This is a genomic window from Labrys monachus (assembly GCF_030814655.1).
Classification (GTDB): Bacteria; Pseudomonadota; Alphaproteobacteria; order Rhizobiales; family Labraceae; genus Labrys; species Labrys monacha.
Map to the genome: position 1 here is coordinate 2,308,403 of NZ_JAUSVK010000001.1, position 24,283 is coordinate 2,332,685.

Genomic DNA, 24,283 nt, shown 5'->3' on the forward strand with positions numbered 1-24,283 from the left:
CCTGTTACTCGAAACCACCGCTATTGACGGACGGCCGCGGCGTCAAGGCAAGCCGTCCGAATGCGACAAATTTGCGGCGTTTCCCTGAAAGTCGATGCCGGCCTCGCACCATTCCGTGCGGACTTCGCCATCGGTTTCGTCGACGGCGAGCGCCGAGGCGGCGGCCAGCCGTTCCGGCGCCAGCCGCGACAGGGCCCATATGGCGGCGCCCCGCACGAGCGGCGAGGGGTCGCGCAGCAGGCGTTCGACGGCCGGCACGGCCGCCCCGTCGCCGCCATTGCCGAGGGCGACGAGGACGTTGCGCATGAAGCGGTCGCGGCCGATGCGCTTGACTGGATTGCGGGCGAACAGCGCCCGGAATCCGGCATCGTCGAGGCGAGCGAGATCGAGGAGGCGCGGCTGGCGCAGTTCGGCGCGCGCGGCCAGCCTCTGCTCGCGCGCCGTCTGCGCGAATTTGTTCCACGGACAGGCCGCCAGGCAGTCGTCGCAGCCATAGATGCGGTTGCCGATCGCCGCCCGGAACCGGCGCGGGATCGGCCCCTTGTTCTCGATGGTCAGATAGGAGATGCAGCGCCTGGCGTCGAGCCGGTAGGGCGCCGGGAAGGCGGCGGTGGGGCAGGCGTCGAGGCAGGCCCGGCAGGAGCCGCAATGGTCGCGTTCCGGCCCGTCCGGCTCGATCGCCGCCGCGCTGAAGATCGCGCCGAGAAAAAGCCAGGACCCGAACTCGCGGCTGACGAGATTGGTGTGCTTGCCCTGCCAGCCGAGGCCCGCCGCGGCCGCGAGCGGCTTTTCCATCACCGGCGCGGTGTCGACGAAGACCTTCAGGGCCTGCCCCGTCGTCTCGCCGAGCCAGCGCCCCAGGCTCTTGAGCTTCTTCTTGACGACGTCGTGGTAGTCGTCGCCCTGCGCATAGGCCGAGATCAGCCCGCCGGCGCGATCCTCGAGCCCCAGCCTCGGATCGGACCCGGGCCCGTAATTGAGGCCGAGCATGACGATGCTGCGCACGTCGGGCCACAGGATCCGCGGATCGCCGCGCTGCTCGGCCCGTTCGGCCATCCAGGCCATGCTGCCCTGAAATCCGCTGTCGAGAAAGCTGCGCAACCGCTCCGGCGCGGCGGGAATGGCGTCGGGCCCGGTCACCCGCACCGCGTCGAAGCCTTCGGCCCGGGCCCGGACGATCAGCGATGCCTTGAGGCCGGAAGCGGCGGGCGCCGGCCGCGTGGGCTCGGGAGATCGGTCGGTGTGTGGGACCATGTCGGGATCTGCCGGATGAGGCGCGGCACAGGCCCGATCTCAGAAATCGAGATCCGCATAGCTTGCCGAAGGCGGCGTGCCGCGCATGGTTTCCGCCAGCAACGGACGGAAGGACGGGCGCGATTTCAGCCTTGCATACCATTCCTTGGCGGCGCTGTCTTCCTCCCACGGCACGTCGCCGAGATAGTCGATCACCGACAGATGGGCGGCAGCGATGAAATCGGCATAGGAGAGGCGGTCACCGGCGAGCCAGTTCCGCCGCCGTGCCAGATAGCCGACATAGCGCAGATGGTAGCGCACATTGCTCTTGGCGGCCCGGATCGCCACCGTATCGGGCGAGCTGCCGCCTTCCCCCACCGGGACGAAGCGCTTCAGGATCTTCTCGGTGATGAGATATTCGCCCACCTCGGCATGGAACTTGATGCCGAACCATTCGATCAGGCGGCGGGTCTCGACCCGCGCCCGCGGGTCGCGCGGCAGCAGGCGCTGCTCGCCGAGGGCATCGCCATAGGTCTCGTCGAGATATTCGCAGATCAGCGCCGCGCCCGGGATGGCCAGGCCCGTCGCGTCGACCAGCACGGGCAGGACGCCGGCCGGATTGAGATGCAGGAACGCCTCGCGGCGTTCCCATGGCCGCTCCTCGATCAGATCCGTCGCCACATCCATTTCATTCAGGACGAGACGAATGAAGCGCGATTGCGGGTCGATAGAATGATGAAAAAGCTGTGCCATGAAACCGCCGGTCGGAGCAGGACTACCCATAGGAGCGTCAGATTGCTCTATCTGTTTGAATCTACGCATAATCTCGTCGAAAAGTCTGCAGCTTTCCGTAATTATGCCCTGGAGATTCCCGCAACGAGGGCTTCTGCGGGAGATTCCTATAGCCCCGTCCGTAATCGCGCGGCAACTCTCCGGAGGGACTAAAGCACAGGTTGTGCATCGCCGATCCGGAAATGGGCTTGGGAGGTTAACGAGTCGTCAACATCCCCCAAACGTCTTTGCAAGGCCGGGACTGCGGGAACTTTTACTGCCGACCACGATTACGGCATGGAATTTCTCCTGCGGATTGAGCGGTGATGCCTCGAATGTGCTGGAATGCCGGGCGTGCGGGCGATGATGCCGACCTTCGATGCGTGGACGGTTTCCGGCGACGAAGCCGCGCGAGGAGGACGTCCGCCCGCTCTCGGGGCCGGCCCTTTCCCGCCGGTGCCGCGTCCCGGACCGCCGGACCCGCTCCGCCCCGCCTTGTCGCCGCGGGGGCCTGTCGGCATGCCCCGTCCCGACCGTCGGACGACCGGCGCCTCCCGGCGCCCCGCATGCCGCGGCGCGAAGGCAGAGCCGAATAGAGCCGAAATGCGGCATGAATCCGGCCGTTGCGTCTTCGAGGCCTTCTTCGGCCGCACGCGCCGCGCCTCCCTCGGTCGTCGGACGTGAAGTCCCGGAAATTCGGCTTTCGCGACCGGTATCCCCAAGAACAGAGTCGGGAAGACGTTCTCAGGAGCAGAACATGCGGGCAGCATCCGCCGATACACGGCCCGTCCACAGCCTCATACCGGCGCGGCTGGACCGGCTGCCCTGGGCGCGGTTCCACTGGATGGTGGTCGTCGGGCTGGGGGTGAGCTGGATTCTCGACGGCATCGAGATCCAGCTGGTCTCGGCCTCCGGCTTCAAGGAGACGCTCGGCATGTCGAGCGCCGAAGTCGGCTTCACCGGCACGATCTATCTCGTCGGTCAGGTCGTGGGCGCCCTGTTGTTCGGCCGCCTGACGGATCGCTGGGGACGAAGGAAGCTGTTCATCATCACTCTGGCGATCTATCTCGTCGGCTCCGGCGTCGCCGGCCTCGCCTGGGCACCGTGGTTCCTCTATGTCTGGCGCTTCGTCGCCGGCCTCGGCATCGGCGGCGAATACACGGCGATCAATTCCGCCATCGACGAGCTCATTCCGGCCCGGTATCGCGGCCGGGTGGACATCGCCATCAACGGCACCTACTGGGCCGGAGCCATGCTGGGTGCGGTCGGCAGCTTCGTGCTGCTCGATCATTCCCTGTTCCCGGCCAATCTCGGCTGGCGCCTCGCCTTCTTCATCGGCCCGCTGCTCGGCCTGGCCATCATCTTCCTGCGCCGTCACATCCCGGAAAGCCCACGCTGGATGCTGACCCACGGCCATGCCGAGGCGGCCGATCGCATCGTCGACGGCATCGAGGCGGGCCTGCGCGAGGGCGGAGCCGACCTGCCGCCCGTCGACGAGCGCAGGGCGGTGACGATAAGGCCGGAGACGTCGGTCCCCTTCGGGCGGCTGATGCATGTCTTCTTCGAGCGCTACCCGTCGCGGACCTTCCTCGGCCTCACCATGATGGTCACGCAGTCCTTCCTCTACAACGCGATCTTCTTCACCTACGCTCTCGTCCTGCAGAATTTCTATCATCTCAACGAGTCGCGGACGGCGCTCTATTTCTTTCCCTTCGCCATCGGCAACCTGCTCGGCCCGCTCGTGCTGGGGCCGCTGTTCGATACGATCGGGCGCCGGCGGATGATCTTCGGGACCTATGTGCTCGCCGGCATGGTGCTGCTCGTCTCGGCCTATCTGTTCAAGCTGGGCCTTCTCGGCGCCGGCACGCATACGCTGCTGTGGTGCGTGTCGTTCTTCTTCGCGTCGGCGGGAGCGTCCTCGGCCTATCTCACCGTCAGCGAGATCTTTCCGCTCGAAGTGCGCGGGCAGGCGATCTCCTATTTCTTCGCCGTCGCCCAGATCGTCGGCTCGCTCGGCCCGCTGATCTTCGGCTATCTGGTCGGCGACGGCACCCAGCGCGACCCGCTGTTCTGGGGCTATGTCGTCGGGTCGGCCGTGATGATGTTCGGCGGCATCGTCGCCCTCGTCTGCGGCGTCGACGCCGAGCGCAAGGGCCTCGAGGACATCGCCGACCCGCTCACCAAGGTGTCCGCCGACGGCAGCGGCTGGCTGCAGGGGCTCGCGGTCGAGGCCGCCAGGAAACCCTGACCTGCGGATAGGGGGAGCGCGGACATCCTGTCCGCCCTCTTCCGCAAGCGCGAGGGTCCACCAGCGGACGGGATGTCCGCGCTCCGAGCGCGCCGGTTCCCCGGCAGGATGGCAACGCCGCCGCCCGGGGGGCGAGGCACCCTATGCCGACAGGCCGCCGGCCAGGCTCGGCAGGTCGAACGGGCGGAAGCCGAAATGCGACAGCCAGCGCACATCGGCGTCGAAGAAGGGGCGAAGATCCGGCATGCCGTATTTCAGCATGGCGATGCGGTCGATGCCCATGCCCCAGGCGAAGCCCTGGTAGCGGTCGGGGTCCAGGCCGCAATTGGTGAGCACGTTCGGGTGCACCATGCCGCAGCCGAGGATCTCCAGCCAGTCGTCGCCCTCGCCGAAGCGGATCTCGCCGCCCTTGCGCGAGCACTGGATGTCGACTTCCATCGACGGCTCGGTGAAGGGAAAGAAGGACGGCCGGAAGCGCATCTTGACCGAGGGCACCTCGAAGAAGGCGCGGCAGAACTCCTCCAGCACCCACTTCATGTGGCCGACATGGCTGGTCTCGTCGATGACCAGGCCCTCGACCTGGTGGAACATCGGCGTGTGCGTCTGGTCGGAATCGCAGCGATAGGTCCGCCCCGGAATGACGACGCGGATCGGCGGCTTCTGCGTGAGCATGGTGCGGATCTGCACCGGGCTCGTATGGGTGCGCAGCACCTTGCGCTCGCCCTTCTCGTCGGGCGCGAAGAAGAAGGTGTCGTGCATCTCCCGCGCCGGATGGCCCGGCGGGAAGTTGAGCATGGTGAAATTATACTCGTCCGTCTCGATGTCGGGCCCTTCGGCGACGGCGAAGCCCATATCGGCGAAGATCGTGGTGATCTCGTCGATGACCTGGCTGATCGGATGCAGGCGGCCGATCTCGGTGCCGGTCTCGCGGACGGGAAGCGTCACGTCGACGGCTTCCGCCTGCAGGCGCTGGTCGAGCGCCGCCGCCTTGAGCACGGCGCGCCGGCTCGCCAGCGCGGCGGTGACGCGGTCCTTGACGGCGTTGATGGCGGCGCCGGCGGCCCGGCGCTCGTCCGGCGCCATGCGGCCGAGAGCCGCCAGCCTTTCGGATAGCGAACCCTTCTTGCCGAGCGCGCCGACGCGCACCGCTTCCAGCGCCGCCTCGTCGGCGGCGGCATCGATATCGGACAGAAGGGCGCTTTCCAGCGCGGCGAGATCGGTCATCGTGCCATTCCTCAAATCGAGGCGCCTTCTAGCGCATATCCGGCCGGGATGGGAACCGGCTTGACCGCAAATTCCGCCGCCGGCCCGCGGAAACCGGAGGGACCCCGGGCGCCGGACCTTGCGGCGCGCCGTTCAAGAGCCCAGATCGGGCCCACCGACCTCCGCAAGGCTCTCAATGTCCACCACCGATACGTCCTCGCCGACCACGATGGTCTCCACCAGGCAAACCCTGGCCCCGCAGACGAAGGAGAAGATCGAGGAACTCCGCCAGACCGAAGCGCCCGCCTATCGGCTTGCCGCGGTCGACCCCGACTTCCTCCTCGGCGATTCCACGCGCGGGGTCCGCTTCCAGCTCGAATATATGAAGGTGCAGGAAGGCCTCAGGGCCGCCCGTATCCGCTCGACCATCGTGGTGTTCGGCTCGGCGCGCATCCGCGAGGATGCGCCGGGCCGGCACGGCCGCTGGTATGCCGAGGCGCGGACCTTCGGCCGCATCGCTTCCGAACGCGGGGGCGCCTGCAACGAGGACGGGGGCGGGCGCTTCAACGTCATCGCCACCGGCGGCGGCCCGGGCATCATGGAAGCGGCCAATCGCGGCGCCAGGGATGCGGGCGCGCCGACGATCGGCTTCAACATCACGCTGCCGCACGAGCAGCGCCCCAATGTCTACACGACGCCGGACCTCACCTTCCGCTTCCATTATTTCGCGATGCGCAAGATGCACCTGGCCATGCATGCGGCGGCGCTGGTGGCGTTTCCCGGCGGCTTCGGCACCTTCGACGAATTGTTCGAGATCATTACCCTGCGCCAGACCGGCAAGATGCCCTTCTGCCCCATCGTGCTGATGGACGAGGCCTTCTGGCGTCGGACGGTCAATTTCGAGGCGCTGGCCGAGGAGGGCTTCATCCGGGCCGAGGATCTCGGCCTGTTCCATTTCGCCGAGGATGCCGAGGCCTGCTGGGCCATCCTCGACCGCGAGGGCCTCAACGAGCCTGCGCCCTGAACCCGCTGGCCGGCCGGGCGCAGTCAAGCAAAAACCCGCCGCGACGAGGCAGCGGGTTCTGCAGGACCTGTCGTCTCGCAGGGAAGGCGGCTCAGGCCGCCTTGGCCTTCTCGACGAGGGCCTTGAACGCTTCCGGCTCGCGGATGGCGAGGTCGGAGAGCACCTTGCGGTCGATCTCGACCCCGGCGCGGGTGAGACCTGCGATGAACTTGGAATAGGTCAGGCCCAGTTCGCGGACAGCCGCGTTGAGGCGCTGGATCCACAAGGCGCGGAACGTGCGCTTCTTGAGCTTGCGGCCGACATATTCATATTGAAGCGAACGCTCCACCGACTGCTTGGCAGTGCGGATGGTGTTCTTGCGGCGGCCGTAATAGCCCTTCGCCTGCTTCAGGACCTTCTTGTGCTTTGCATGGGCGGTGACGCCCCGTTTGACGCGAGCCATGGCTGATCTCCTCGAGGTTGCGCGTTTGCCGTGGCGATCAGCCGTTCGGCAGGAAGTACTTCTTCACGTTTTCGCCGTCCGTCTTGAACAGGACGCGCGTGCCGCGAAGCTTGCGGATCTGCTTGTTGGTGCGCTTGATCATGCCGTGCCGCTTGCCCTGCTGGGCATGCATCACCTTGCCGGACCCGGTGATCTTGAAGCGCTTCTTGGCGCCCGACTTGGTCTTCATCTTGGGCATTTTGCTCGTCTCCGAATATGAAAAGGCACCGGAACCCGTCGGTTCCGCCACCGGTAAGCCGCGATGCTTTTTTGAAAGCGTCCGAGCCAACAGCATCGCCACGGCAGCCCTGATCAGCCGGTCGATGCGGGGAAGCGGCGTCTATAGTCGCAGATGGGCCCGAATGCAACAGCGCAGCGAGGAATTCGCAGTCCTTCCAATCCGGCGCGCCGGATGCGCTGCGTTTGCGGGTTGGAAGAGCGAACGGGACGTCCTCGCACCCGGCTGAATGCGGATTGCGCTCAGCCGGGCGGGGGAAGGCCCCGGCTCGGCCGGGCATCAATCCTTGGAGCGCTCGACGTAGGAACCGTCTTCCGTCATCACCACCACCTTCGTGCCGGCGGCGATGTGGGGGGGCACGGTGGTGCGCACGCCGTTGGAGAGCGTGGCCGGCTTGTAGGAGGAGGAGGCCGTCTGGCCCTTGGTCACCGGCTCGGTCTCGATCACTTCCAGCACGACGCGGGCCGGCAGTTCGATCGCCACCGGCACGCCGTTGTAGAGGCTGATCTGGCAGGGCATGTTTTCGGCCAGATACACCGCCTGGTCGCCGATCACGTCGGCGGGCACCGTCACCTGCTCGTAGTTCTCATTGCTCATGAAGGCGTAGCCATGCGCGTCTTCATAGAGATAGTTGTGCTCCTTCGTCTCGATGAAGGCGCGTTCGACCTGCTCCGTGGTCCGGTACCGCTGCACCGTCTTGACGCCGTCCGAAAGGCGCCGCATGTCGATCTGCGTCGTCGGGGTGCCCTTGCCCGGAAAGAAGCTCTCCGCCTTGAGCACGACATACAGCTGATCGTTGACTTCGACGACGTTGCCCTTGCGAATCTGGCTGGCGATGACCTTCACGATATTGTCCTGAACCTTGAGAATGTGTGGCGCCTCATACACCGCGCCGCGTTCGAGCGAAAGCGCATCCTGCCAAAATAGCGCGGCCTAGGCGCCGTTTCCGGGCACCAGCCAGCCACGATAGCGCACGATCAGTCCGAGGAGCGGGTGGGCGATCTCGACATGGAAGTTGAAGCGCCCGTCCGCTCCGCTCTCATGGCTGTCGCCATAGGGGGCGAGGAAGCGGGGGAGGGGAATTCCGAAGACGCGCCAGTTCCGGACTACCAAGCGAAGTCTCCCGGGTGTCGCGACCAGAGCGAGGCCGAAGACGAACGGGCCGAAACGCTCCTCGACGAGATGGCGGTTGCGGCCCGTGCCGGCCGACTGCACCGAGCGGAAACGCCGGCCGGCAAAATCGCGATGCCAGATTTCGGTTCCATCCGCGATTTCGAAACGGACGGCCACGGGCACATCCTTCGCCTGCGCGGGAAAGCCGAAGCAGGCGGCGACGAGCCTCGCCAACATGCCCGTACCACGGTCGATATCCGCTCTGCCGCGCATCGGCGTGCCGCTTTCGTGCCGGTGAAGGGCTTGGATGGGCGCCGGAAGCGCCTCGTAGGCCGCGCCGAGCACGGCGGGATAGAGCGCCAGCCCCGCCTGTACGCCGTCTTCCCGGATCCCGGTGACGATGTTTCGCGCGGCGAGCAGCGGCCGCAAATCCTCAAGGGCGAGTTCGTGCAGGGCCGGCCGAGCGCCCTGTGCCGGCGCACGCCCGTCGAGCGTGCGCAGGATGATTGCCGCCGCCGGCATCGCCGGTATGAACGGCCCGTCGTCGCCTTCGGCGATCAGATGCCAGGAGCGGTCTCGCCTTTTGCCTGCAGCATCGCGGCCTTCGACGGACACGAACATGCCGCCGCGATTCTCGCCCCACCGCAGGACGCCGTTCGCCCGATGCAGGAGCGGCGCCAGGGCCAGCAGTGACGGCAGGAGCCGCCATCGAACCAGGAAGGCCATGGCGATCAGGGATCGGTACAGGATTTCCGGGGCGGGCGCGGCGCCGAACCAGACGCTCGTCGACGCCGGCCACAGGCGCGGCAGGAGCGTCAGGTCCGGAACGTCCACCAGAGCGAAAAGCCGGTCGCGCAGCGGCAGGGCGCCGGGCGGCGCGATGGTGCGGCGCAGCGTCTCGACGATCGCGTAGCCCGTGGCGGGCCGTCCGTTGCGAAGGAGGGCGATGGGTTTGCCGGCATAGGAGGTGATCGCCGCGAGGACGCTGAGGCCAATGCGAACCCGGGGCGAGGGGGCGATGCCGCCACTGATGCGGTCGATGCGGTCCAGTCCCTCGGCGAGCCGACGGACGGCCGCCGCCGTGATCGCGGGGCAGGTACTGAGACCCGAAAGGGCGAACACACCCGCCCGTCCCGCATCCGCGTCGAAAGCCTCGATGCCGGCGACGAAGCCTGCGCCGTCGGCGAGGTCGAGATAGGACGCGCCTTGCGCGATCGCGGCCTCGACGATGCGGTAGGGCGCCTCGCCATAGGATTGGAACGGGCCGCTGGCGTCGACGACGATGTCGGGAGCCAGCGCCCGCATCTGCGCAGCGGCGGGGCCGGCGCGGTCGAAGGCGGCCGGCTGCAACTGCGCCCGCGCCTCGATGCCGGCACAGAAGGCGGCCGCCTTCTGTGCCGAGCGGCCGGCCACGATCAGCGTCAGTCTCTCCTCGCCGGCGAGAAGGCGGACGAGACGGCCGCCGAAGGTGCCGTACCCCCCGAGGATGAGGATGCGGAGGGAAGACGGAGACAGGCTCACGGGCTGAGTTCCGCGCGGTTCCTCTTCTGGGTAAAGGCTGGCGCCCGGCGGGGCAAGGGGCGTTGCCCCGAGAGCCTTCGGCCCTGGCGTGTCGATCCCCGATCGACATCTTCCCCCTCCGGCGAACGCGGGCTTCCACGTCGATCGGGGATCGACGCTCCAGTCCGTGCCCGAAAAGGCGGCGATTCCCCGGAGGAATTCCCCGCACTTGCGTCTTTGCCTGCTGCCCGCCATAAGCGCAGCAGCAAAAACGGAACCCTCCTGCCATGACGAAGTTCGCGGAGCGCGTCTTTTCGGGCGTCCAGCCGACCGGCAACCTGCATCTGGGCAATTATCTCGGCGCGATCCAGCGCTTCGTCGAGATGCAGAAGAGCCATGACTGCATCTATTGCGTGGTGGACCAGCACGCCATCACCGTGTGGCAGGATCCCAAGGGCCTGCAGAACGCCATCCGCGAGGTGACCGCGGCGTTCCTGGCCGCCGGAATCGATCCCAAGGCCCATATCGTCTTCAACCAGAGCCAGGTCGCCGAGCATGCGGAACTGGCCTGGGTCTTCAATTGCGTCGCCCGCATGGGCTGGCTCAGCCGCATGACCCAGTTCAAGGAGAAGGCGGGCAAGGACCGGGAAGCCGCCTCCGTCGGGCTGTTCGCCTATCCCGCCCTGATGGCCGCCGACATCCTGGTCTACCGCGCCACCCATGTGCCGGTCGGCGAGGACCAGAAGCAGCATCTCGAGCTGGCGCGCGACATCGCCACCAAGTTCAACAACGATTTCGCCGAGTCGATCGCCTCTCATGGCCATAATGGCGGGTTCTTTCCGCTGCCGGAGCCGCTGATCCAGGGCGCGGCGACGCGGGTGATGAGCCTGCGCGACGGCACCAAGAAGATGTCGAAATCGGATCCGTCCGATCTCTCGCGCATCAACATGACCGACGATGCCGACGCCATCGCCTCCAAGATCCGCAAGGCGCGCACCGATCCCGAGCCGCTGCCGGGCGAGGAAGCGGGGCTGAAAGGGCGGCCCGAGGCGGAGAACCTCGTGGCGATCTTCGCGGCGCTGTCGGGCCGCACGGTGGCTGAGGTCCTCGCCGAGTTCGGCGGCGGCCAGTTCTCGACCTTCAAGACCGCGCTGGCGGACCTCACCGTCTCCCAGCTCGCGCCGATCGCCGGCGAAATGAAGCGCCTGATGGCCGAGCCGGCCCATATCGACGCCGTGCTCGCCGACGGATCGGAGCGGGCGAGGACCATCGCGGCGCCGATCATGGCTTCGGTGAAGGATATCGTCGGCTTTATCCGGTCCCGCTAGGCGCAGGCGCTTGCCTTTCCGCGCGCGGGGCGGCATGGTCTTCGCCCTTTTGACCGCACGCGGCCCCGACGGCCGCGTGCGGTTCGCTACGCCAGGACGCATTCCATGAAGGTTACGCTCGAACGGACCGCCCTTCTCAGATCGCTGGGCCATGTTCATCGCGTCGTCGAGCGGCGCAACACCATTCCGATCCTGTCCAACGTCCTGATCGAGGCGCAGGGCGCCAGCCTCCTGCTGAAGGCGACCGACCTCGATCTCGAGGTGGTGGAATCCTCGCCCGCCGACGTCACCATGGGCGGCGCCACCACGGTGCCGGCCCATACGCTCTACGACATCGTGCGCAAACTGCCGGACGGAGCGCAGGTCTCGCTGGAAGGCGGCGGGGAGGCGACGCAGCTGATCGTGCGTTCGGGGCGGTCGCGCTTCACGCTGCAGACGCTGCCGCCGTCCGATTTCCCCGACCTCGCCGCCGGCGAGTTCCCGCATCGTTTCGAGCTCAAGGCCGCCGATCTGCGCCGCCTGATCGAGAAGACCCAGTTCGCGATCTCGACCGAGGAGACGCGCTATTATCTCAACGGCATCTATCTGCACACCCTCGAGGTCGACGGCGACATCCGCATCCGCGCCGTGGCGACGGACGGCCATCGCCTCGCCCGGGTGGAACTGCCCGCGCCCGAGGGTTCCGCCGGCATGCCCGGCGTCATCCTGCCGCGCAAGGCGGTGGGCGAGATCCAGAAGCTGATGGAGGATGCCGAAGCGATCGTGTCGGTGGAATTGTCCGCCGCCAAGGTGCGCTTCACCGTCGGTCCGGTGGTGCTGACCTCCAAGCTGATCGACGGCACCTTCCCCGATTACGCCCGCGTCATCCCGAGCGGCAACGACAAGAGCCTCGTCGTCGAGCGGATCGACTTCACCGCCGCGGTCGACCGCGTCTCGACGATCTCCTCCGAGCGCGGCCGCGCGGTGAAGCTATCGCTGGCGGACGGCCGCCTGGTGCTGACCGTCACCAATCCGGATTCCGGCACGGCGACCGAGGAGATCGAGGTCGACTACGATGCCGCCCCGCTCGATATCGGCTTCAATTCGCGCTATCTGCTCGACATCGCCGCCCAGCTCGACGGCGATACCGCGCTGCTGAAATTCGCCGATCCCGGCTCGCCGACGCTGGTGCAGGACCGCGAGGGGGCCTCGGCCCTCTACGTGCTGATGCCGATGCGGGTTTGAGCGGGAAGTGCGGACAGCCTGTCGGTTGGCGTCAGGTCTGCAGAAACAGCGCGAGTTTCCTTCTCCCGAATGGGAGAAGGTGGCGCAAGGCGCCGGATGAGGGGTTAATCTTCGACTATTCAACCGCGATTGTCGGACCCTTGTTGTCAAAGATCAGTCCCTCATCCCCCTGCCGGGACCTTTTCCCGGCCGGGAGAAGGCGGCTGATCCGCTTATCCAGCGCCTCCGGACAGGATGTCCGCGCTCCCATGTTTGTCCCATGATCGCGCCCCGCATCACCCGCCTGATCCTCACCGCCTTCCGCTCCTATCGAAAGCTCGATCTCGCCATCGACGCGGCCATGGTGGTGCTGACCGGCCAGAACGGCGCCGGCAAGACCAATGTGCTGGAGGCGCTGTCGCTGTTCACCCAGGGCAAGGGCCTGCGCCGCGCCGATCTCGCGGACATGGCGAGCGAGGAGGGCGACGGCAGCTTCGCCGTGGCGGCGGAAGCCGACGGGGCCCTCGGCCCGGTCCATCTCGGCACCGGCATCGAGGGGGAGCCCGGCCCGCGCAAATACCGCATCGACCGCGAGCCGGTCTCCTCGGCGGCGGCCTTCGCCGACCATCTGCGCCTCGTCTGGCTGACGCCCTCGATGGACGGCCTGTTTTCCGGCCCGGCCGGCGAGCGGCGGCGCTTCCTCGACCGCCTGGTGCTGGCGGTCGATGCCGGCCACGGCACGCGGGTCAACGCCCTGGAACGGGCGCTGCGCGCCCGCAACCGCCTCCTCGAGGATCCCCAGGCCGACCAGCGCTGGCTGGAGGCGGCCGAGCATGAGATCGCCGACATCGCCATCGCCGTCGCCGCCTCGCGCGCCGACACGGTGCGCCGCCTCGCCGGCCTGATCGGCGAGGAGATCGATCCGTCCTCGCCCTTTCCGCATGCGCAGATCGCGCTGGACGGGGCGATCGAGAATGCGGTGCTCGACGAGCCCGCCGTCGCGGTGGAGGAACGCTATCGCCGCATCCTGCGCGAGGGCCGCGCCCGCGACCGGGCCGCCGGCCGCACGCTGGAGGGCCCGCATCTGACCGATCTCCTCGTCGTCCACGGTCCCAAGGGCATCGCGGCGGAGCGCGCCTCCACCGGCGAGCAGAAGGCGCTGCTGCTCGGCCTCGTCCTCGCCCATGCCGGGCTCGTCGCCCGCCTGGCCGGCATGGCGCCGATCATGCTGCTCGACGAGGTGGCGGCGCATCTCGATCCGAGCCGGCGAGAGGCGCTCTACGGCAAATTGCTGGCTTCGGGCGCGCAGGTCTGGCTCACCGGCGCCGACCCCTCGGTGTTCGACGCCCTCGCCGGCGAGGCGGCGGTGTTCAAGGTCACGCCGGGCCATGTTGGACGATAGGGGGACGCCCCCTACCGCTTCAGCAGCACGTCGAACCTCGGATTGATCTCGTCGAAGATCGGCAGCGAGGCGGCGCCGAGCGCCACGGTGTGGCGGCCGACGGCGCCGGCGATGAGGCGCGGCCGATCGCGGCCCGTGCGCGAGCCGACCGACATCGGCAGCGGCATCGCCTTTTCGATCAGCCGCGCGAGCAGGGCCGCCGGCGCGACGCCGCCGAGCAGGATCGTCTCGGGATCGAGCGTCGATTCCAGGATGTTGACGGCGGCAGCGAGATGGGGTGCCGCCTCGTCGATCCAGCGCTCCAGGCGCTCCGGCGATGCGGCGGCGAGGTCGATCGCCGTATCGGAGGCGGGGTCGTCGGCGAGGAATTCCTGCGCGGCGCTGAGGGAGACGTAGCGCTCCAGGCAGCCGCGATTGCCGCACGGGCAGGGCCTTCCGCCGGGCACCACGATCATATGGCCGATCTCGCCGGCATTGAGCGAGGCGCCGCGCCAGGGCTGGCCGCCGAGGAACAGGCCGGCGCCGAGGCCCTGGTCGAGGAAGAGGAAGACGAAGCTGTCGATGTCGCGGGCCGCCCCGTGCAGCCGCTCGCCGATGGCGGCGGCCATGGCGTCGTTCTCGATCAGCACGGGCTGGCCGAGGGTCCGGCTGAGATGAAGGCGCATGTCCGGCCCGTCCCAGCCGGGCAGGGTGGTCGGCCCCGCGGTGGTGATGGCGCCGACGTCGAAGCGCACGGGAAGGGCGAGGCCGGCTCCGAGCAGGCGCGAGGGCTCGATCCGGGCCTCGGCGGCGAGTTCGTCGGCGAGGCGCCGGAGGATCGGCGCCGCATCCTGCGGGGAGGGCCGCTGCGCGGCGACTTCCCTGAGGGCGACCGGCCTGCCGGTAAGGTCGACCAGCGCGCCGGTGATCGCCCGGTGGTCGACATGGAAGCCGAGGGACCAGGCCCCCTCCGGATTGATGCCATAGGGAATGGGCGGCTGGCCGCGCCCTTCCCGGGTCGGCACGCCCGGCAGCAGGAAGCCGGCGAGCTCCAGCTCGTCGACGATGTTGGAGATGGTCTGGTTGGTGAGCGCGGTCTCGCGTGCGATCTCGGCCCTCGACAGCGGCCCGAGCCGCCGGACGACGTCGAGCACCACGCGCCGGTTGTGCGAGCGGGCATGTTCGAGATTGGTGCCGGCGACGCTCCGGCCCGCCGCGCTTCGGCCAGCCTGTCTCCCGGTCCTCGCGACATACCCAGACATCCGTTCCATCCCGCTCACCAGACCACCGCGCGGAGTATGACGGGACATTTACATTCAAACAAATTGAGTTAATAATTTTTCCCTGGCTGACGCGACCAGACATATCAAAGCGGGGCGCAGCTCGAAACTTTTCATCAGCGCCGGGCCTGGGGCTTGGCGGAAATTGCAAGCGGGAGATAGTTGCAATGTCTGGTTCCTGGTCGGATGGTTGGTTGGGTTTGCGAAGCGTTTGTACCGGCGCAGCCGCCGGTCTCGCCATGGCGGCGCTGGGCGCGATGTCCTCGGCGTCCGCCGAAACGCTCAACGCTTTGTTCATGGCGCAGGCCGCCTATAGCGACAGCGACGTCAAGGCGATGACGGCTGCCTTCGAGAAGGACAATCCGGGCGTCACCGTCAACCTCGAATTCGTGCCCTATGAGGCGCTCTACGACAAGATCGTCGCCTCCAAGGCCGCCGGCGGCGCGGGCTACGACGTCGTGCTCTACGACGTGATCTGGCCGGCCGCCTTCGCCCAGAACAACGTCCTGGTCGACGTCACCGACAGGCTCAAGGGCCTCGACCGTTCGCAGATCTTCGACGGTGCCTGGGCGACCGTGGACTATGACGGCAAGACCTATGGCATGCCCTGGATCCTCGACACCAAATATCTGTTCTACAACACCGAGATGCTGAAGAAGGCCGGCATCGCCGCGCCGCCCAAGACCTGGGAGGAACTGGCCAAGGACGCCAAGATCATCAAGGACAAGGGCATCGTCCAATATCCGATCGTGTGGAGCTGGTCGCAGGCCGAGGCGGTCATCTGCGACTATGTGACGATCGCCGCGGCCTATGGCGGCAAGTTCTTCGACGACGGCAAGCCGGCCTTCGACAAGGGCGGCTCGCTCGATGCGCTGAAATACATGGTGCAGACGCTGAAGGACGGCGTCTCCAACCCCAATTCCAAGGAATATCTGGAAGAGGACGTCCGCAAGGTGTTCTCGGCGGGCGACGCCGCCTTCGCCCTGAACTGGACCTATATGTACGGCAAGGCCAATGATCCCGCCGAAAGCAAGGTGGTCGGCAAGGTCGGCGTCGAGCCGGCGCCCGGCGTCGAGGGCAAGACCGCCGCGTCGGCGGTGAACGGCTCGATGGCGCTCGGCATCACCGCCGGCTCCTCCAAGGTGGATCTCGCCTGGAAATACATCGCCTATCTCACCTCCAAGCCGGTCCAGGACAAATACGCCCAGCTCAGCCTGCCGATCTGGAAGGCGTCCTACACCGATCCCGCCGTCACCAAGGGCCAGGAGCCGTTGGTGCAGTCCGCCGACGTCGCGATCGGCCTGATGACGCCGCGCCCGATGGTCGCCAGCTACCAGGAACTGTCGACCATCCTGCAGACGCAGATCCAGAACGCGCTCGCCGGCAAGGCGACGCCGGAGGATGCCCTCGCCGCGGCCGCCAAGGATGCGGCGCGCATCCGCTGACCCGCGCTCGCGAACGTCCCCGCCTCTTCCGATACCGGAAAAGGCGGGGACCGTGCCTTCCCATCCTCCGCGACGTGTTTTCCGGCAGGCGACCCATGGATTGTTCCCGATGATGAGCGGCCGCATCGGCATGCCCTCGCCATGGCTCCTGCTCGGCCCGATGCTCGTCGTCGTGCTCGCGGCCGTCGGCTATCCCGTGGTGACCACGATCTGGCTCGCCTTCACCGACACGCGGCTGATGGCGGGGCCGGGCTCGGCCCACTGGATCGGGCTCGAAAACTTCGCCTATGTCTTCACCGACGCCGACTTCCTCGCCGCGGCCGGCCGCACGGTCTATTTCACGCTCGTCTCGGTCAGCGCCGAGGCGCTGCTCGGCATCGCCGTGGCGCTGCTGCTCAACCAGGAATTCCACGGGCGAACCTTCTGCCGGGCCCTGCTGGTGCTGCCCTGGGCGCTGCCGACCATCGTCAACGCCCTGATGTGGCGGCTCGTCTACCAGCCGGACTTCGGGGTGCTCAACGCCGTGCTCAGCCAGACGGGGCTCATCGGCAGCTATCGCAGCTGGCTCGGGGTCGAGAGCAGCGCCATGAATGCGGTGATCCTCGCCGATGTCTGGAAGAACTATCCGCTTGTCGCGCTGATCGTGCTGGCGGCACTGCAATCGGCGCCGGCGGAACTCTACGGCGCTGCCACGCTCGACGGCGCCAATGCCTGGCATCGCTTCCGCGTGGTGACCTGGCCGATCATCGCGCCGCCGCTCCTCGTGGCGCTGGTGCTGCGTTCGATCGAGGCGCTCAAGGTCTTCGACATCTTCTACGTCATGACGCATGGCGGACCGGCGAGCGCCACCAAGACCATGAGCTTCTTCGTCTATGAGGAGTCCTTCCGCTTCATGCGCGTCGGCTCCGGCGCCTCCTACGCCCTGATCGTCGTGCTGATCTGCATGGTGTTCGTCGGCGTCTATGTGCGCCTGCTCAAGCGGCAGGAGGCCTCGTGATGGTGCGCCGCCCATTCGCGACGGTTCTCGTCTATCTCGGCGTCGCGCTGTTCCTGGTGACGACGCTCGCCCCGATCCTGTGGCTCGGCGTCATGAGCGTCTCGCTGCCGGCCGACCTCACCGACAAGCCGCTCTCCCTCATTCCCAAGCATATCGATCTCTCGCACTACGCCCGGCTGTTCACCTTCAACGCCAACAGCCTGGGCGAAGCCTTCCTCATGGCTCTGCGCAACAGCCTCCTGAGTTCGGTGGGCGCGACGGTGATCGCGCTCGCGGTCTCCGTGCCGGCGGGCTGGGCCTTCTCGCGCTATCGCGACGGGCGCGTCGCGACGGTGCTCTACGTCATCCTCGCCACCTATATGACGCCGGCCGTCGCCCTGATCCTGCCGCTCTATTTCCTGCTGTCGGCGCTGGGGCTGCTCAACAATGTGCTGGGCCTGGTGATCGTCTATTGCTCGATGCTGACGCCCTTCACCGCCTGGTTCATCAAGGCCGCCTTCGATGCGGTGCCGCGCGAACTCGAAAGCGCTGCCGCCATCGACGGCGCCTCGGTGTTCCAGACGCTGCGGCGCGTGACGCTGCCCTATGCGCGGGCCGGCGTCGCCACGGCGGCGCTGTTCGCCATCCTGCTGGCGTGGGACGACTTCTTCTACGCCCTGCTCTTCACCTCGAATCAGAACGCCAAGACGCTGACCGTCACCATCGCGGATTTCGCCGCGGGCCGTGCGACGGATTTCGGCCTCGTCTCGGCGGCCGGCCTGCTCACCGCGCTGCCGCCGGTCCTGATCGCCTTCGTCCTGCAGAAATCTCTGGTTGCGGGGCTCACCACCGGCAGCGTCAAGGGTTGACCTCATGAACACCGAAACGACCGCCTTCGTGCCCGGCACGGGGCTGGCCATGATCGAAGCGGAAATGGCGCGCCAGCACGCCGACGCCCTGGCCTCCTTCCACGGCGCCGGGGTCATGGCGGAGCGGATCGCCGACAGCATCGGGCTCACCGGCCGCCTGACCCTGGCCGCCATGGGCGGCTCCCATTGGGTGAACCGCGCCGCGGCGGTGCTCTACCGGCGCCTCGGCATCGAGGTCGAGACCGAGGTGCTCTCCGAGCTGCTGATCACGCCGCAGCCCGACCGGCCGCGCACGGTTCTCGTCACCTCGCAGTCCGGCAATTCGGGCGAGGTCGTCGCCTTCCTCGACCGGTCGGCGGGCCGGCAGGAGCGCTTCGGCCTCACGCTCGACGCCCAAAGCGCGCTCGGCTCGCGGCTGCCCTCGCTCGTCGGCGTCGGCGGTCCGGAACGGGCCTTCGCGGCGACGCGCAGCATCCTGGTGAGCCATGCCCTGCACCTCGCGGTCCTGAAGGCGCTGGGCATGGCGGCCGAGCCCGCCCTCGCCATCCTCCAGGCGCCCGTCCTGCCGCCGCTCGAAGCGGCGCTGGCGGCCCTCGCCGCGAGCGCTGCGCTCGTCCTGTCGGGCCGCGCCGAACTGCAGGGCGTCGCCGAATCCGGCGCGCTCTGCGTGATGGAGCTCGCCCGCCTGCCGGCGCTCGGCCTGGAGGGCGGGCAATTGCGCCACGGCCCGATGGAAATGCTTTCGGCCGACACCGGCGTCGTCCTGCTGCGTGCCGCCGGCTCGTCGGCGGCGCTCGCCCCCGGCCTCGCCGCGGCCTGCCGCGCCGCCGGATCGCCGGTCGTGGTGCTCGACGTCTCCGGCGAGGCGCCGGTTGCCGACGCCGTGACCCTCGCCCTGCCGAAGGCCGAGGGCATGGCGGCGATCCTCTCCGTCCTGCCGGCGCTGCAGACGCTGCTCGTCACCTTCGCCGCCCGCCGGGTGCGCCATGTCGGAGAGCCCGTGCGGTCCACCAAGGTCACGACCGAACTATGACCGAAGCCCTCATCCTGATCGGCAATGTCAATGTCGACCTCGTCATGGGGCCGCTGGCGCCCTGGCCGCAGCCGGGCACCGAGGTGATCCTGCCGAACAGTGAGCTGCGCGTCGGCGGCGCGGCCGGCAACACCGCCCTCGCCCTCGAAGCGCTGGGCGTCGACTACCGGCTGGTCGCCAGCCGGGGCAACGACGTACTGGGGCATTGGCTGGCCGAGCCGTTCGGGCGGCGTGCCGCCGCCTGGGCGAGGGCCGAGGCGCCGACGACGGTCTCGGTCGGCATCGGCCACCCGGACGGCGAGCGCACCTTCCTCACCACGACCGGCCATCTCCACGCCTTCACCCTCGCCGATGTGCTCGCCCAGCTCGACGACGAGGGCGGCGGGCGCATGGTCCTGCTGGTCGGCCCCTTCGTCACGCCGGCGCTGCTGGATGACTATGACCAGCTCATCGGCGTGTTGTGCGGCCGGGGATACCGGATCGCCCTCGACACCGGCTGGCCCGACGGCGGCTGGACCGAGGCGGTGCGGGCGAGGGTCCGGGGCTGGATCGCCCGATGCGACCATCTGCTCATCAACGACATCGAGGCGAAGGGCCTGTCGGGCGCCGACACGCCCGCCTGCGCGGCGTCGGCGATCCTGCCTCTGCTGCCGGCCGGCGCCACGCTGGTGGTGAAATGCGGCCCGAGGGGTGCGATGGCGTGGCGCGGCGCCGATCATGTCGACATCGCCGCGCCGGCGGTCGATGTCGTCGACACCATCGGCGCGGGCGACACTTTCTCGGCCGGCTATTTCGCCGCCCTCGCCGAGGGGGCCGACCTTGCGGCCGCGGTGACGCGCGGCGTCACCGTCGCGTCGCTGGCGGTGTCGACCAGCCCCCGCCGCTACAAATAGCGCCTCCGGCGGTCACACATAGCCGCGGCGCTTCACCTCGGTCCAGGCATCGTCGAGCGTCTTCTTGGCGCAGGCGATGAGCGCATCGACCTCGTCATGGCTGATCACCAAAGGCGGGGCGATGATCATGGTGTCGCGCGTCGCCCGCATCACCAGCCCGTTGCGGAAGGAGAAGTCGCGGGTGATGAGCCCGACCGTGCCGGTCTCGACCGGCCAGGAGGCGCGCGTCGCCTTGTTCGGCGTCAGTTCGAGCGCTCCGACGAGGCCGACCATGCGGGCTTCCCCGACCATCGGATGGTCGGCCAAGGCGAGCCAGCGCTTCTGCATATAGGGCCCGATGTCGTCACGGACGCGTTCGACGATGCCTTCGGCGCGCAGGATGCGGATATTGGCGACAGCGGCCGCACAGGCGGCGGGATGGCCGGAATAGGTGTAGCCGTGGTGGAATTCGCCGGCATTGATGATGGTCTCGGCCACCTTGTCCGACACCATCACGCCGCCGATCGGCAGGTAGCCCGACGAGATGCCCTTGGCGATCGACAGGATGTCCGGCTCATAGCCGAAATACTGGCAGCCGAACCACTCGCCCGTGCGCCCGAAGCCGCAGATCACCTCGTCCGAGACGAGGAGGATGTTGCGGTCCCGGCAGATGCGCTGGATCTCCGGCCAGTAGGTGGCGGGCGGGATGATGACGCCGCCGGCGCCCTGCAGGGGCTCGGCATAGAAGGCGGCGATGCTGTCGGCGCCGATCTCGTCGATCGCCCGCTCCAACTCCCGTGCCGCCCACAGGCCGAATTCGTCGGGCGACAGGTCGCCGCCCTCGCCATACCAGTAGGGCTGGGCGATGTGGACGATGCCCGGGATGGGCAGGCCGCCCTGGGCGTGCATGAGACCCATGCCGCCGAGCGAGGCGCCGCCCATGGTCGAGCCGTGATAGCCGTTGCGCCGCGCGATGATGACGGCCTTGTCAGGGCGATCGCGCGCGGCCCAGTAATGGCGCACCAAGCGGATGATGGTGTCGCTCGATTCGGAGCCCGAGCCGGTGAAGAAGACGTGGTTGAACGGGGCCGGCGTCACTTCCGCCAGCAGGCGCGAGAGCTCGATCGCCGGCAGGTGGGTGGTCTTGAAGAAGGTGTTGTAGAAGGGCAATTCGCGCATCTGCTGCGCCACCGCCTCGACGATCTCCTCGCGGCCATAGCCGACATTGACGTTCCACAGGCCCGACATGCCGTCGATGACCTTGTTGCCGTCCGAATCCCACAGATGCACGCCCTGGGCCTTGACGATGACGCGGACGCCCTCGGCATTGAGGCCCTTCGTGTCGCTGAAGGGGTGGAGGTGGTGCGCGGCATCGAGCGCGCGCAGCTGGGCGGTCGTCATGTTCGTCTGATGCAAGCTTGATGTCCATGCTCGGAGGGACGATGGCGTGATTTTGTGATCACAAAATTCAGGAGTCAAGCCGAAGCTCGCCATCGCCCTGTCGGGCCGTCCGCGCGGGGAGGGGCTTGCGCATCGCGCGCTTGCCTGTTCGGATGGCGGCAATCGCCACGGAGTCGCGTCATGGTCCTCGATCTCGTCGTTCGCAACGCCACGCTGCCGGATGGGCGGACGGGGCAGGACATCGCCGTTACCGGCGGCCGCATCGTCGCGGTCGAGCCGGCGATCGACGGCGAGGCCGGGGAGACGATCGATGCCGGCGGCCATCTCGTCGCGCCGCCTTTCGTCGACTGCCATTTCCACATGGACGCGACGCTCTCGCTCGGCATTCCCCGCCTGAACCAGTCCGGCACGCTGCTCGAGGGCATCGCCCTGTGGGGCGAGCTCAAGCCGGTGCTCACCCATGAGGCGGTGATCGAGCGGGCGCTGCGCTATTGCGACCTCGCCGTCAGCCAGGGCCTGCTCGCCGTGCGCACCCATGTCGATGTCTGCGACGACCGCCTCCTCGCCGTCGAGGCGTTGCTGGAGGTGAAGGCGAAGGTGAAGCCCTATCTCGACCTCCAGCTCGTCGCCTTCCCGCAGGACGGCTATTTCCGCTCCGCCGCGGCGGCGGCCAACCTGGAGCGGGCGCTCGACCTCGGCGTCGACGTCGTCGGCGGCATCCCGCATTTCGAGCGCACGATGGAGGACGGCACCGCCTCGGTGAAGGCGCTCTGCGCCATCGCCGCAAGGCGCGGCCTGAGGATCGACCTGCATTGCGACGAGAGCGACGATCCGCTGTCGCGCCATGTCGAGACGCTGGCCGCCGAGACGCACCGCCTCGGCCTCGGCGGGCGCGCCACCGGCTCGCATCTCACCTCGATGCATTCGATGGATTCCTACTACGTCTCCAAGCTGCTGCCGCTGATCCGGGAATCCGGGCTCTTCGCCGTCTGCAACCCGCTCATCAACATCACGCTGCAGGGCCGCCACGACACCTATCCGAAGCGGCGCGGCCTGATGCGCATTCCCGAGATGCGCGCCCTCGGCATTCCCGTCGCACTCGGCCAGGACTGCGTCATGGATCCCTGGTACGGCCTCGGCGGCGCCGACATGCTCGACGTCGCCCATATGGCCGTCCACGCCGCGCCGATGACCAGCCGCGAGGCGATCCGCTGGTCCTTCGAGGCGGTGACCGAGGTGCCCGCGGCGGTGATGGGCCTCGAAGGCTACGGCCTCGCCAAGGGATGCAACGCCGATTTCGTCCTCCTGCAGGCGAAGGACACCATCGAGGCGGTGCGCCTGCGCGCGACGCGCCTGGCGGTGGTGCGCCGCGGCAGGATCATCGCGCGCACGCCGCCGCGCTTCGCCCGGCTCGACCTGCCGGGACGGCCGGCGACGGTCGATCCGGCGAGCTACGCACCGAAGGGCTGAGCGGGGAGCTTGCTTCTGGACAAGCGGCGAAAGCCGGACCACAGTCGGGCCGGGTGCGGCGAAGAAACAATGCAGAGGGGGCATGCGATGACGAGGAACGGATCGGAAGGCATCGGGACGCAAGCGGCGAAGAGCGGCGTCTCCCGCCGTCGCTTCGTGCAGATCGGGGCGCTCGGGCTCGCGGCGGCGGGCCTCGCCCGGCCGGCCGCGGCTGCCGGCGAGAAGATCAAGGTCGCCGCCATCTTCGCCACGCCGATCGAGGAGCCCTGGGACCATCAGGTCCACGAAGCGCTGCTCAGGGCCGCCAAGGAACTCGACGTCGAGTACAAATTCTCCGAAAAGGTCCAGGCCGCGGATTTCAGCCGCGTCATGCGCGAATATGCCCAGGGCGGCTACCAGCTCGTGCTGGGCGACGCCTTCGCCGCCGAGCGCGAGGCCCGCAGGACGGCCAAGCAGTTTCCCAAGACCGCCTTCCTGTTCGGCTCCGGCGCCGGGCCGGCCGAGCCGAATTTCGGCGTGTTCGACAATTGGATCCACGAGCCGGCCTATCTGTCGGGCCTGATCGCCGGCAAGATGACCAAGACCAACACCGTCGGCGCCGTCGCCGCCATGGGCATCCCCGAGGTCAACCGCCTCGTCAACGCTTTCTTCGCCGGCGCCAAGGAAGCCAATCCCGCCGTGCGGAAGAAGGTGGCGTTCATCGGGTCCTTCTTCGATCCGCCCAAGGCCAAGGAGGCCGCGATCGCGCAGATCGATGCGGGCGTCGACGTCATCTATGCCGAGCGCTTCGGCGTGATCGACGCCGCCCGGGAGCGCAAGATCCTCGCCATCTCCAACATGTCGGACCAGGCCGATCTCGGCCCGGACACCGTCATCACCGGTCCGGTCTGGGACATGTATCCGACGGTGGAGCAGGCGATCAAGCTCGTGCGAGCCGGCGTCTTCACCGCGCAGGACTATGGCGACTTCTCCCGCATGGCCAAGGGCGGCTCCTTCCTCGCGCCCTACCACAAATTCGACGGGACGCTGCCCGCCGAGGTCAAGGACCTCGTGGAGAAGCGCAAGGCGGAGATCATGGACGGCAATTTCCGCGTCGACGTCGACGAGAACACCCCGGTTTCCGACTGATCGGTCACGGGTTCCCCCAGGGCGTGCCGATCTTCGGTCGACGGGCGGGTCTGTGACCGCCCGTCCGCCGGCGCGCCCGTCCTCTT

The 24,283-nt window shown here is 68.0% G+C and carries 21 protein-coding genes; 12 read left to right on the plus strand and 9 right to left on the minus strand.

The window, feature by feature from the left end:
• Window positions 1-42: 42 nt before the first annotated feature.
• Window positions 43-1,254 carry a tRNA epoxyqueuosine(34) reductase QueG gene (gene queG, locus J3R73_RS10445; RefSeq protein WP_307426010.1) on the minus strand — a complete coding sequence of 404 codons (1,212 nt, stop codon included), beginning with the start codon at window positions 1,252-1,254 and terminating at the stop codon, window positions 43-45.
• A 39-nt stretch (window positions 1,255-1,293) separates the two neighbouring features.
• Window positions 1,294-1,986, minus strand: a complete 693-nt coding sequence (locus tag J3R73_RS10450; protein ID WP_307426013.1) for a glutathione S-transferase family protein — start codon at window positions 1,984-1,986, stop codon at window positions 1,294-1,296.
• 775 nt (window positions 1,987-2,761) lie between these two features.
• Here J3R73_RS10450 and J3R73_RS10455 point away from each other — a divergent pair.
• A complete protein-coding gene (locus tag J3R73_RS10455) occupies window positions 2,762-4,252 on the plus strand; it encodes an MFS transporter (RefSeq protein WP_307426016.1) in 1,491 nt (496 codons plus the stop codon).
• A gap of 141 nt (window positions 4,253-4,393) precedes the next feature.
• Here J3R73_RS10455 and pheS read toward each other — a convergent pair whose 3' ends face one another.
• Entirely contained in the window at window positions 4,394-5,476 is a 1,083-nt protein-coding gene (gene pheS / locus J3R73_RS10460; protein ID WP_307426019.1) for a phenylalanine--tRNA ligase subunit alpha, read from the minus strand.
• 175 nt (window positions 5,477-5,651) lie between these two features.
• Between pheS and J3R73_RS10465 the strand changes: the two genes are divergently transcribed.
• Entirely contained in the window at window positions 5,652-6,479 is an 828-nt protein-coding gene (locus J3R73_RS10465; RefSeq protein WP_307426021.1) for an LOG family protein, read from the plus strand.
• A gap of 91 nt (window positions 6,480-6,570) precedes the next feature.
• On the opposite strand, the gene rplT is transcribed toward J3R73_RS10465, so the two are convergent.
• From rplT to J3R73_RS10485, 4 genes are all read right to left on the minus strand, one after another.
• Window positions 6,571-6,921, minus strand: a complete 351-nt coding sequence (gene rplT / locus J3R73_RS10470; RefSeq protein ID WP_307426024.1) for a 50S ribosomal protein L20 — start codon at window positions 6,919-6,921, stop codon at window positions 6,571-6,573.
• A gap of 37 nt (window positions 6,922-6,958) precedes the next feature.
• Window positions 6,959-7,159: a 50S ribosomal protein L35 gene (rpmI, locus tag J3R73_RS10475; protein ID WP_284311925.1), complete on the minus strand. Its 201-nt coding sequence runs from the start codon at window positions 7,157-7,159 to the stop codon at window positions 6,959-6,961.
• Between the two features lie 318 nt (window positions 7,160-7,477).
• On the minus strand, window positions 7,478-8,044 hold the full coding sequence (gene efp / locus J3R73_RS10480; protein ID WP_307426029.1) for an elongation factor P: 567 nt from the start codon (window positions 8,042-8,044) through the stop codon (window positions 7,478-7,480).
• 87 nt (window positions 8,045-8,131) lie between these two features.
• Window positions 8,132-9,832 carry a saccharopine dehydrogenase family protein gene (locus J3R73_RS10485; RefSeq protein WP_307426030.1) on the minus strand — a complete coding sequence of 567 codons (1,701 nt, stop codon included), beginning with the start codon at window positions 9,830-9,832 and terminating at the stop codon, window positions 8,132-8,134.
• 266 nt (window positions 9,833-10,098) lie between these two features.
• Between J3R73_RS10485 and trpS the strand changes: the two genes are divergently transcribed.
• The 3 genes from trpS (at window position 10,099) to recF (ending at window position 13,744) form a co-directional block, all read left to right on the plus strand.
• Window positions 10,099-11,139: a tryptophan--tRNA ligase gene (trpS, locus tag J3R73_RS10490; RefSeq protein ID WP_307426033.1), complete on the plus strand. Its 1,041-nt coding sequence runs from the start codon at window positions 10,099-10,101 to the stop codon at window positions 11,137-11,139.
• Between the two features lie 105 nt (window positions 11,140-11,244).
• The gene (dnaN, locus tag J3R73_RS10495; RefSeq protein WP_307426034.1) at window positions 11,245-12,363 is read left to right on the plus strand and encodes a DNA polymerase III subunit beta; all 1,119 of its coding nucleotides are present in this window, start codon (window positions 11,245-11,247) and stop codon (window positions 12,361-12,363) included.
• Between the two features lie 259 nt (window positions 12,364-12,622).
• Window positions 12,623-13,744: a DNA replication/repair protein RecF gene (recF, locus tag J3R73_RS10500; protein WP_307426038.1), complete on the plus strand. Its 1,122-nt coding sequence runs from the start codon at window positions 12,623-12,625 to the stop codon at window positions 13,742-13,744.
• Between the two features lie 11 nt (window positions 13,745-13,755).
• On the opposite strand, the gene J3R73_RS10505 is transcribed toward recF, so the two are convergent.
• Window positions 13,756-14,985 carry an ROK family transcriptional regulator gene (locus J3R73_RS10505; RefSeq protein ID WP_307426041.1) on the minus strand — a complete coding sequence of 410 codons (1,230 nt, stop codon included), beginning with the start codon at window positions 14,983-14,985 and terminating at the stop codon, window positions 13,756-13,758.
• Between the two features lie 257 nt (window positions 14,986-15,242).
• Between J3R73_RS10505 and J3R73_RS10510 the strand changes: the two genes are divergently transcribed.
• The 5 genes from J3R73_RS10510 to J3R73_RS10530 all read left to right on the plus strand — a co-directional run bounded on the left by J3R73_RS10510 (window position 15,243) and on the right by J3R73_RS10530 (window position 20,219).
• Entirely contained in the window at window positions 15,243-16,448 is a 1,206-nt protein-coding gene (locus J3R73_RS10510; protein WP_307437261.1) for an extracellular solute-binding protein, read from the plus strand.
• Between the two features lie 112 nt (window positions 16,449-16,560).
• Window positions 16,561-17,445, plus strand: a complete 885-nt coding sequence (locus J3R73_RS10515) for a carbohydrate ABC transporter permease (RefSeq protein ID WP_370880074.1) — start codon at window positions 16,561-16,563, stop codon at window positions 17,443-17,445.
• Window positions 17,445-18,293, plus strand: a complete 849-nt coding sequence (locus J3R73_RS10520; protein WP_307426047.1) for a carbohydrate ABC transporter permease — start codon at window positions 17,445-17,447, stop codon at window positions 18,291-18,293. Before J3R73_RS10515 ends, J3R73_RS10520 begins: the two co-directional genes overlap by 1 nt.
• Before the next feature lie 4 nt (window positions 18,294-18,297).
• Window positions 18,298-19,326, plus strand: coding sequence for an SIS domain-containing protein (locus J3R73_RS10525; protein ID WP_307426050.1), 1,029 nt, complete (start codon window positions 18,298-18,300; stop codon window positions 19,324-19,326).
• Entirely contained in the window at window positions 19,323-20,219 is an 897-nt protein-coding gene (locus J3R73_RS10530) for a carbohydrate kinase family protein (RefSeq protein WP_307426053.1), read from the plus strand. The genes J3R73_RS10525 and J3R73_RS10530 overlap by 4 nt, the downstream gene beginning before the upstream one ends.
• Window positions 20,220-20,231: 12 nt before the next feature.
• Here the strand turns inward: J3R73_RS10530 and J3R73_RS10535 are convergent, their stop codons facing one another.
• The gene (locus J3R73_RS10535; RefSeq protein WP_307426055.1) at window positions 20,232-21,599 is read right to left on the minus strand and encodes an aspartate aminotransferase family protein; all 1,368 of its coding nucleotides are present in this window, start codon (window positions 21,597-21,599) and stop codon (window positions 20,232-20,234) included.
• Between the two features lie 180 nt (window positions 21,600-21,779).
• Between J3R73_RS10535 and J3R73_RS10540 the strand changes: the two genes are divergently transcribed.
• Both J3R73_RS10540 and J3R73_RS10545 read left to right on the plus strand, forming a co-directional pair.
• Window positions 21,780-23,069, plus strand: coding sequence for an amidohydrolase family protein (locus tag J3R73_RS10540; protein ID WP_307426057.1), 1,290 nt, complete (start codon window positions 21,780-21,782; stop codon window positions 23,067-23,069).
• Window positions 23,070-23,156: 87 nt separating this feature from the next.
• Window positions 23,157-24,197: a BMP family protein gene (locus tag J3R73_RS10545; RefSeq protein WP_307426059.1), complete on the plus strand. Its 1,041-nt coding sequence runs from the start codon at window positions 23,157-23,159 to the stop codon at window positions 24,195-24,197.
• Window positions 24,198-24,283: the final 86 nt, after the last annotated feature.

Coding starts and splice junctions, on each gene's coding strand:
- queG (WP_307426010.1), bottom strand. CDS start 1,254: ATGGTCCCACACACCGACCGATCTCCCGAGCCCACGCGGCCGGCGCCC.
- J3R73_RS10450 (WP_307426013.1), bottom strand. CDS start 1,986: ATGGCACAGCTTTTTCATCATTCTATCGACCCGCAATCGCGCTTCATT.
- J3R73_RS10455 (WP_307426016.1), top strand. CDS start 2,762: ATGCGGGCAGCATCCGCCGATACACGGCCCGTCCACAGCCTCATACCG.
- pheS (WP_307426019.1), bottom strand. CDS start 5,476: ATGACCGATCTCGCCGCGCTGGAAAGCGCCCTTCTGTCCGATATCGAT.
- J3R73_RS10465 (WP_307426021.1), top strand. CDS start 5,652: ATGTCCACCACCGATACGTCCTCGCCGACCACGATGGTCTCCACCAGG.
- rplT (WP_307426024.1), bottom strand. CDS start 6,921: ATGGCTCGCGTCAAACGGGGCGTCACCGCCCATGCAAAGCACAAGAAG.
- rpmI (WP_284311925.1), bottom strand. CDS start 7,159: ATGCCCAAGATGAAGACCAAGTCGGGCGCCAAGAAGCGCTTCAAGATC.
- trpS (WP_307426033.1), top strand. CDS start 10,099: ATGACGAAGTTCGCGGAGCGCGTCTTTTCGGGCGTCCAGCCGACCGGC.
- dnaN (WP_307426034.1), top strand. CDS start 11,245: ATGAAGGTTACGCTCGAACGGACCGCCCTTCTCAGATCGCTGGGCCAT.
- recF (WP_307426038.1), top strand. CDS start 12,623: ATGATCGCGCCCCGCATCACCCGCCTGATCCTCACCGCCTTCCGCTCC.
- J3R73_RS10505 (WP_307426041.1), bottom strand. CDS start 14,985: ATGTCTGGGTATGTCGCGAGGACCGGGAGACAGGCTGGCCGAAGCGCG.
- J3R73_RS10510 (WP_307437261.1), top strand. CDS start 15,243: ATGGCGGCGCTGGGCGCGATGTCCTCGGCGTCCGCCGAAACGCTCAAC.
- J3R73_RS10515 (WP_370880074.1), top strand. CDS start 16,561: ATGAGCGGCCGCATCGGCATGCCCTCGCCATGGCTCCTGCTCGGCCCG.
- J3R73_RS10520 (WP_307426047.1), top strand. CDS start 17,445: ATGGTGCGCCGCCCATTCGCGACGGTTCTCGTCTATCTCGGCGTCGCG.
- J3R73_RS10525 (WP_307426050.1), top strand. CDS start 18,298: ATGAACACCGAAACGACCGCCTTCGTGCCCGGCACGGGGCTGGCCATG.
- J3R73_RS10530 (WP_307426053.1), top strand. CDS start 19,323: ATGACCGAAGCCCTCATCCTGATCGGCAATGTCAATGTCGACCTCGTC.
- J3R73_RS10535 (WP_307426055.1), bottom strand. CDS start 21,599: ATGACGACCGCCCAGCTGCGCGCGCTCGATGCCGCGCACCACCTCCAC.
- J3R73_RS10540 (WP_307426057.1), top strand. CDS start 21,780: ATGGTCCTCGATCTCGTCGTTCGCAACGCCACGCTGCCGGATGGGCGG.
- J3R73_RS10545 (WP_307426059.1), top strand. CDS start 23,157: ATGACGAGGAACGGATCGGAAGGCATCGGGACGCAAGCGGCGAAGAGC.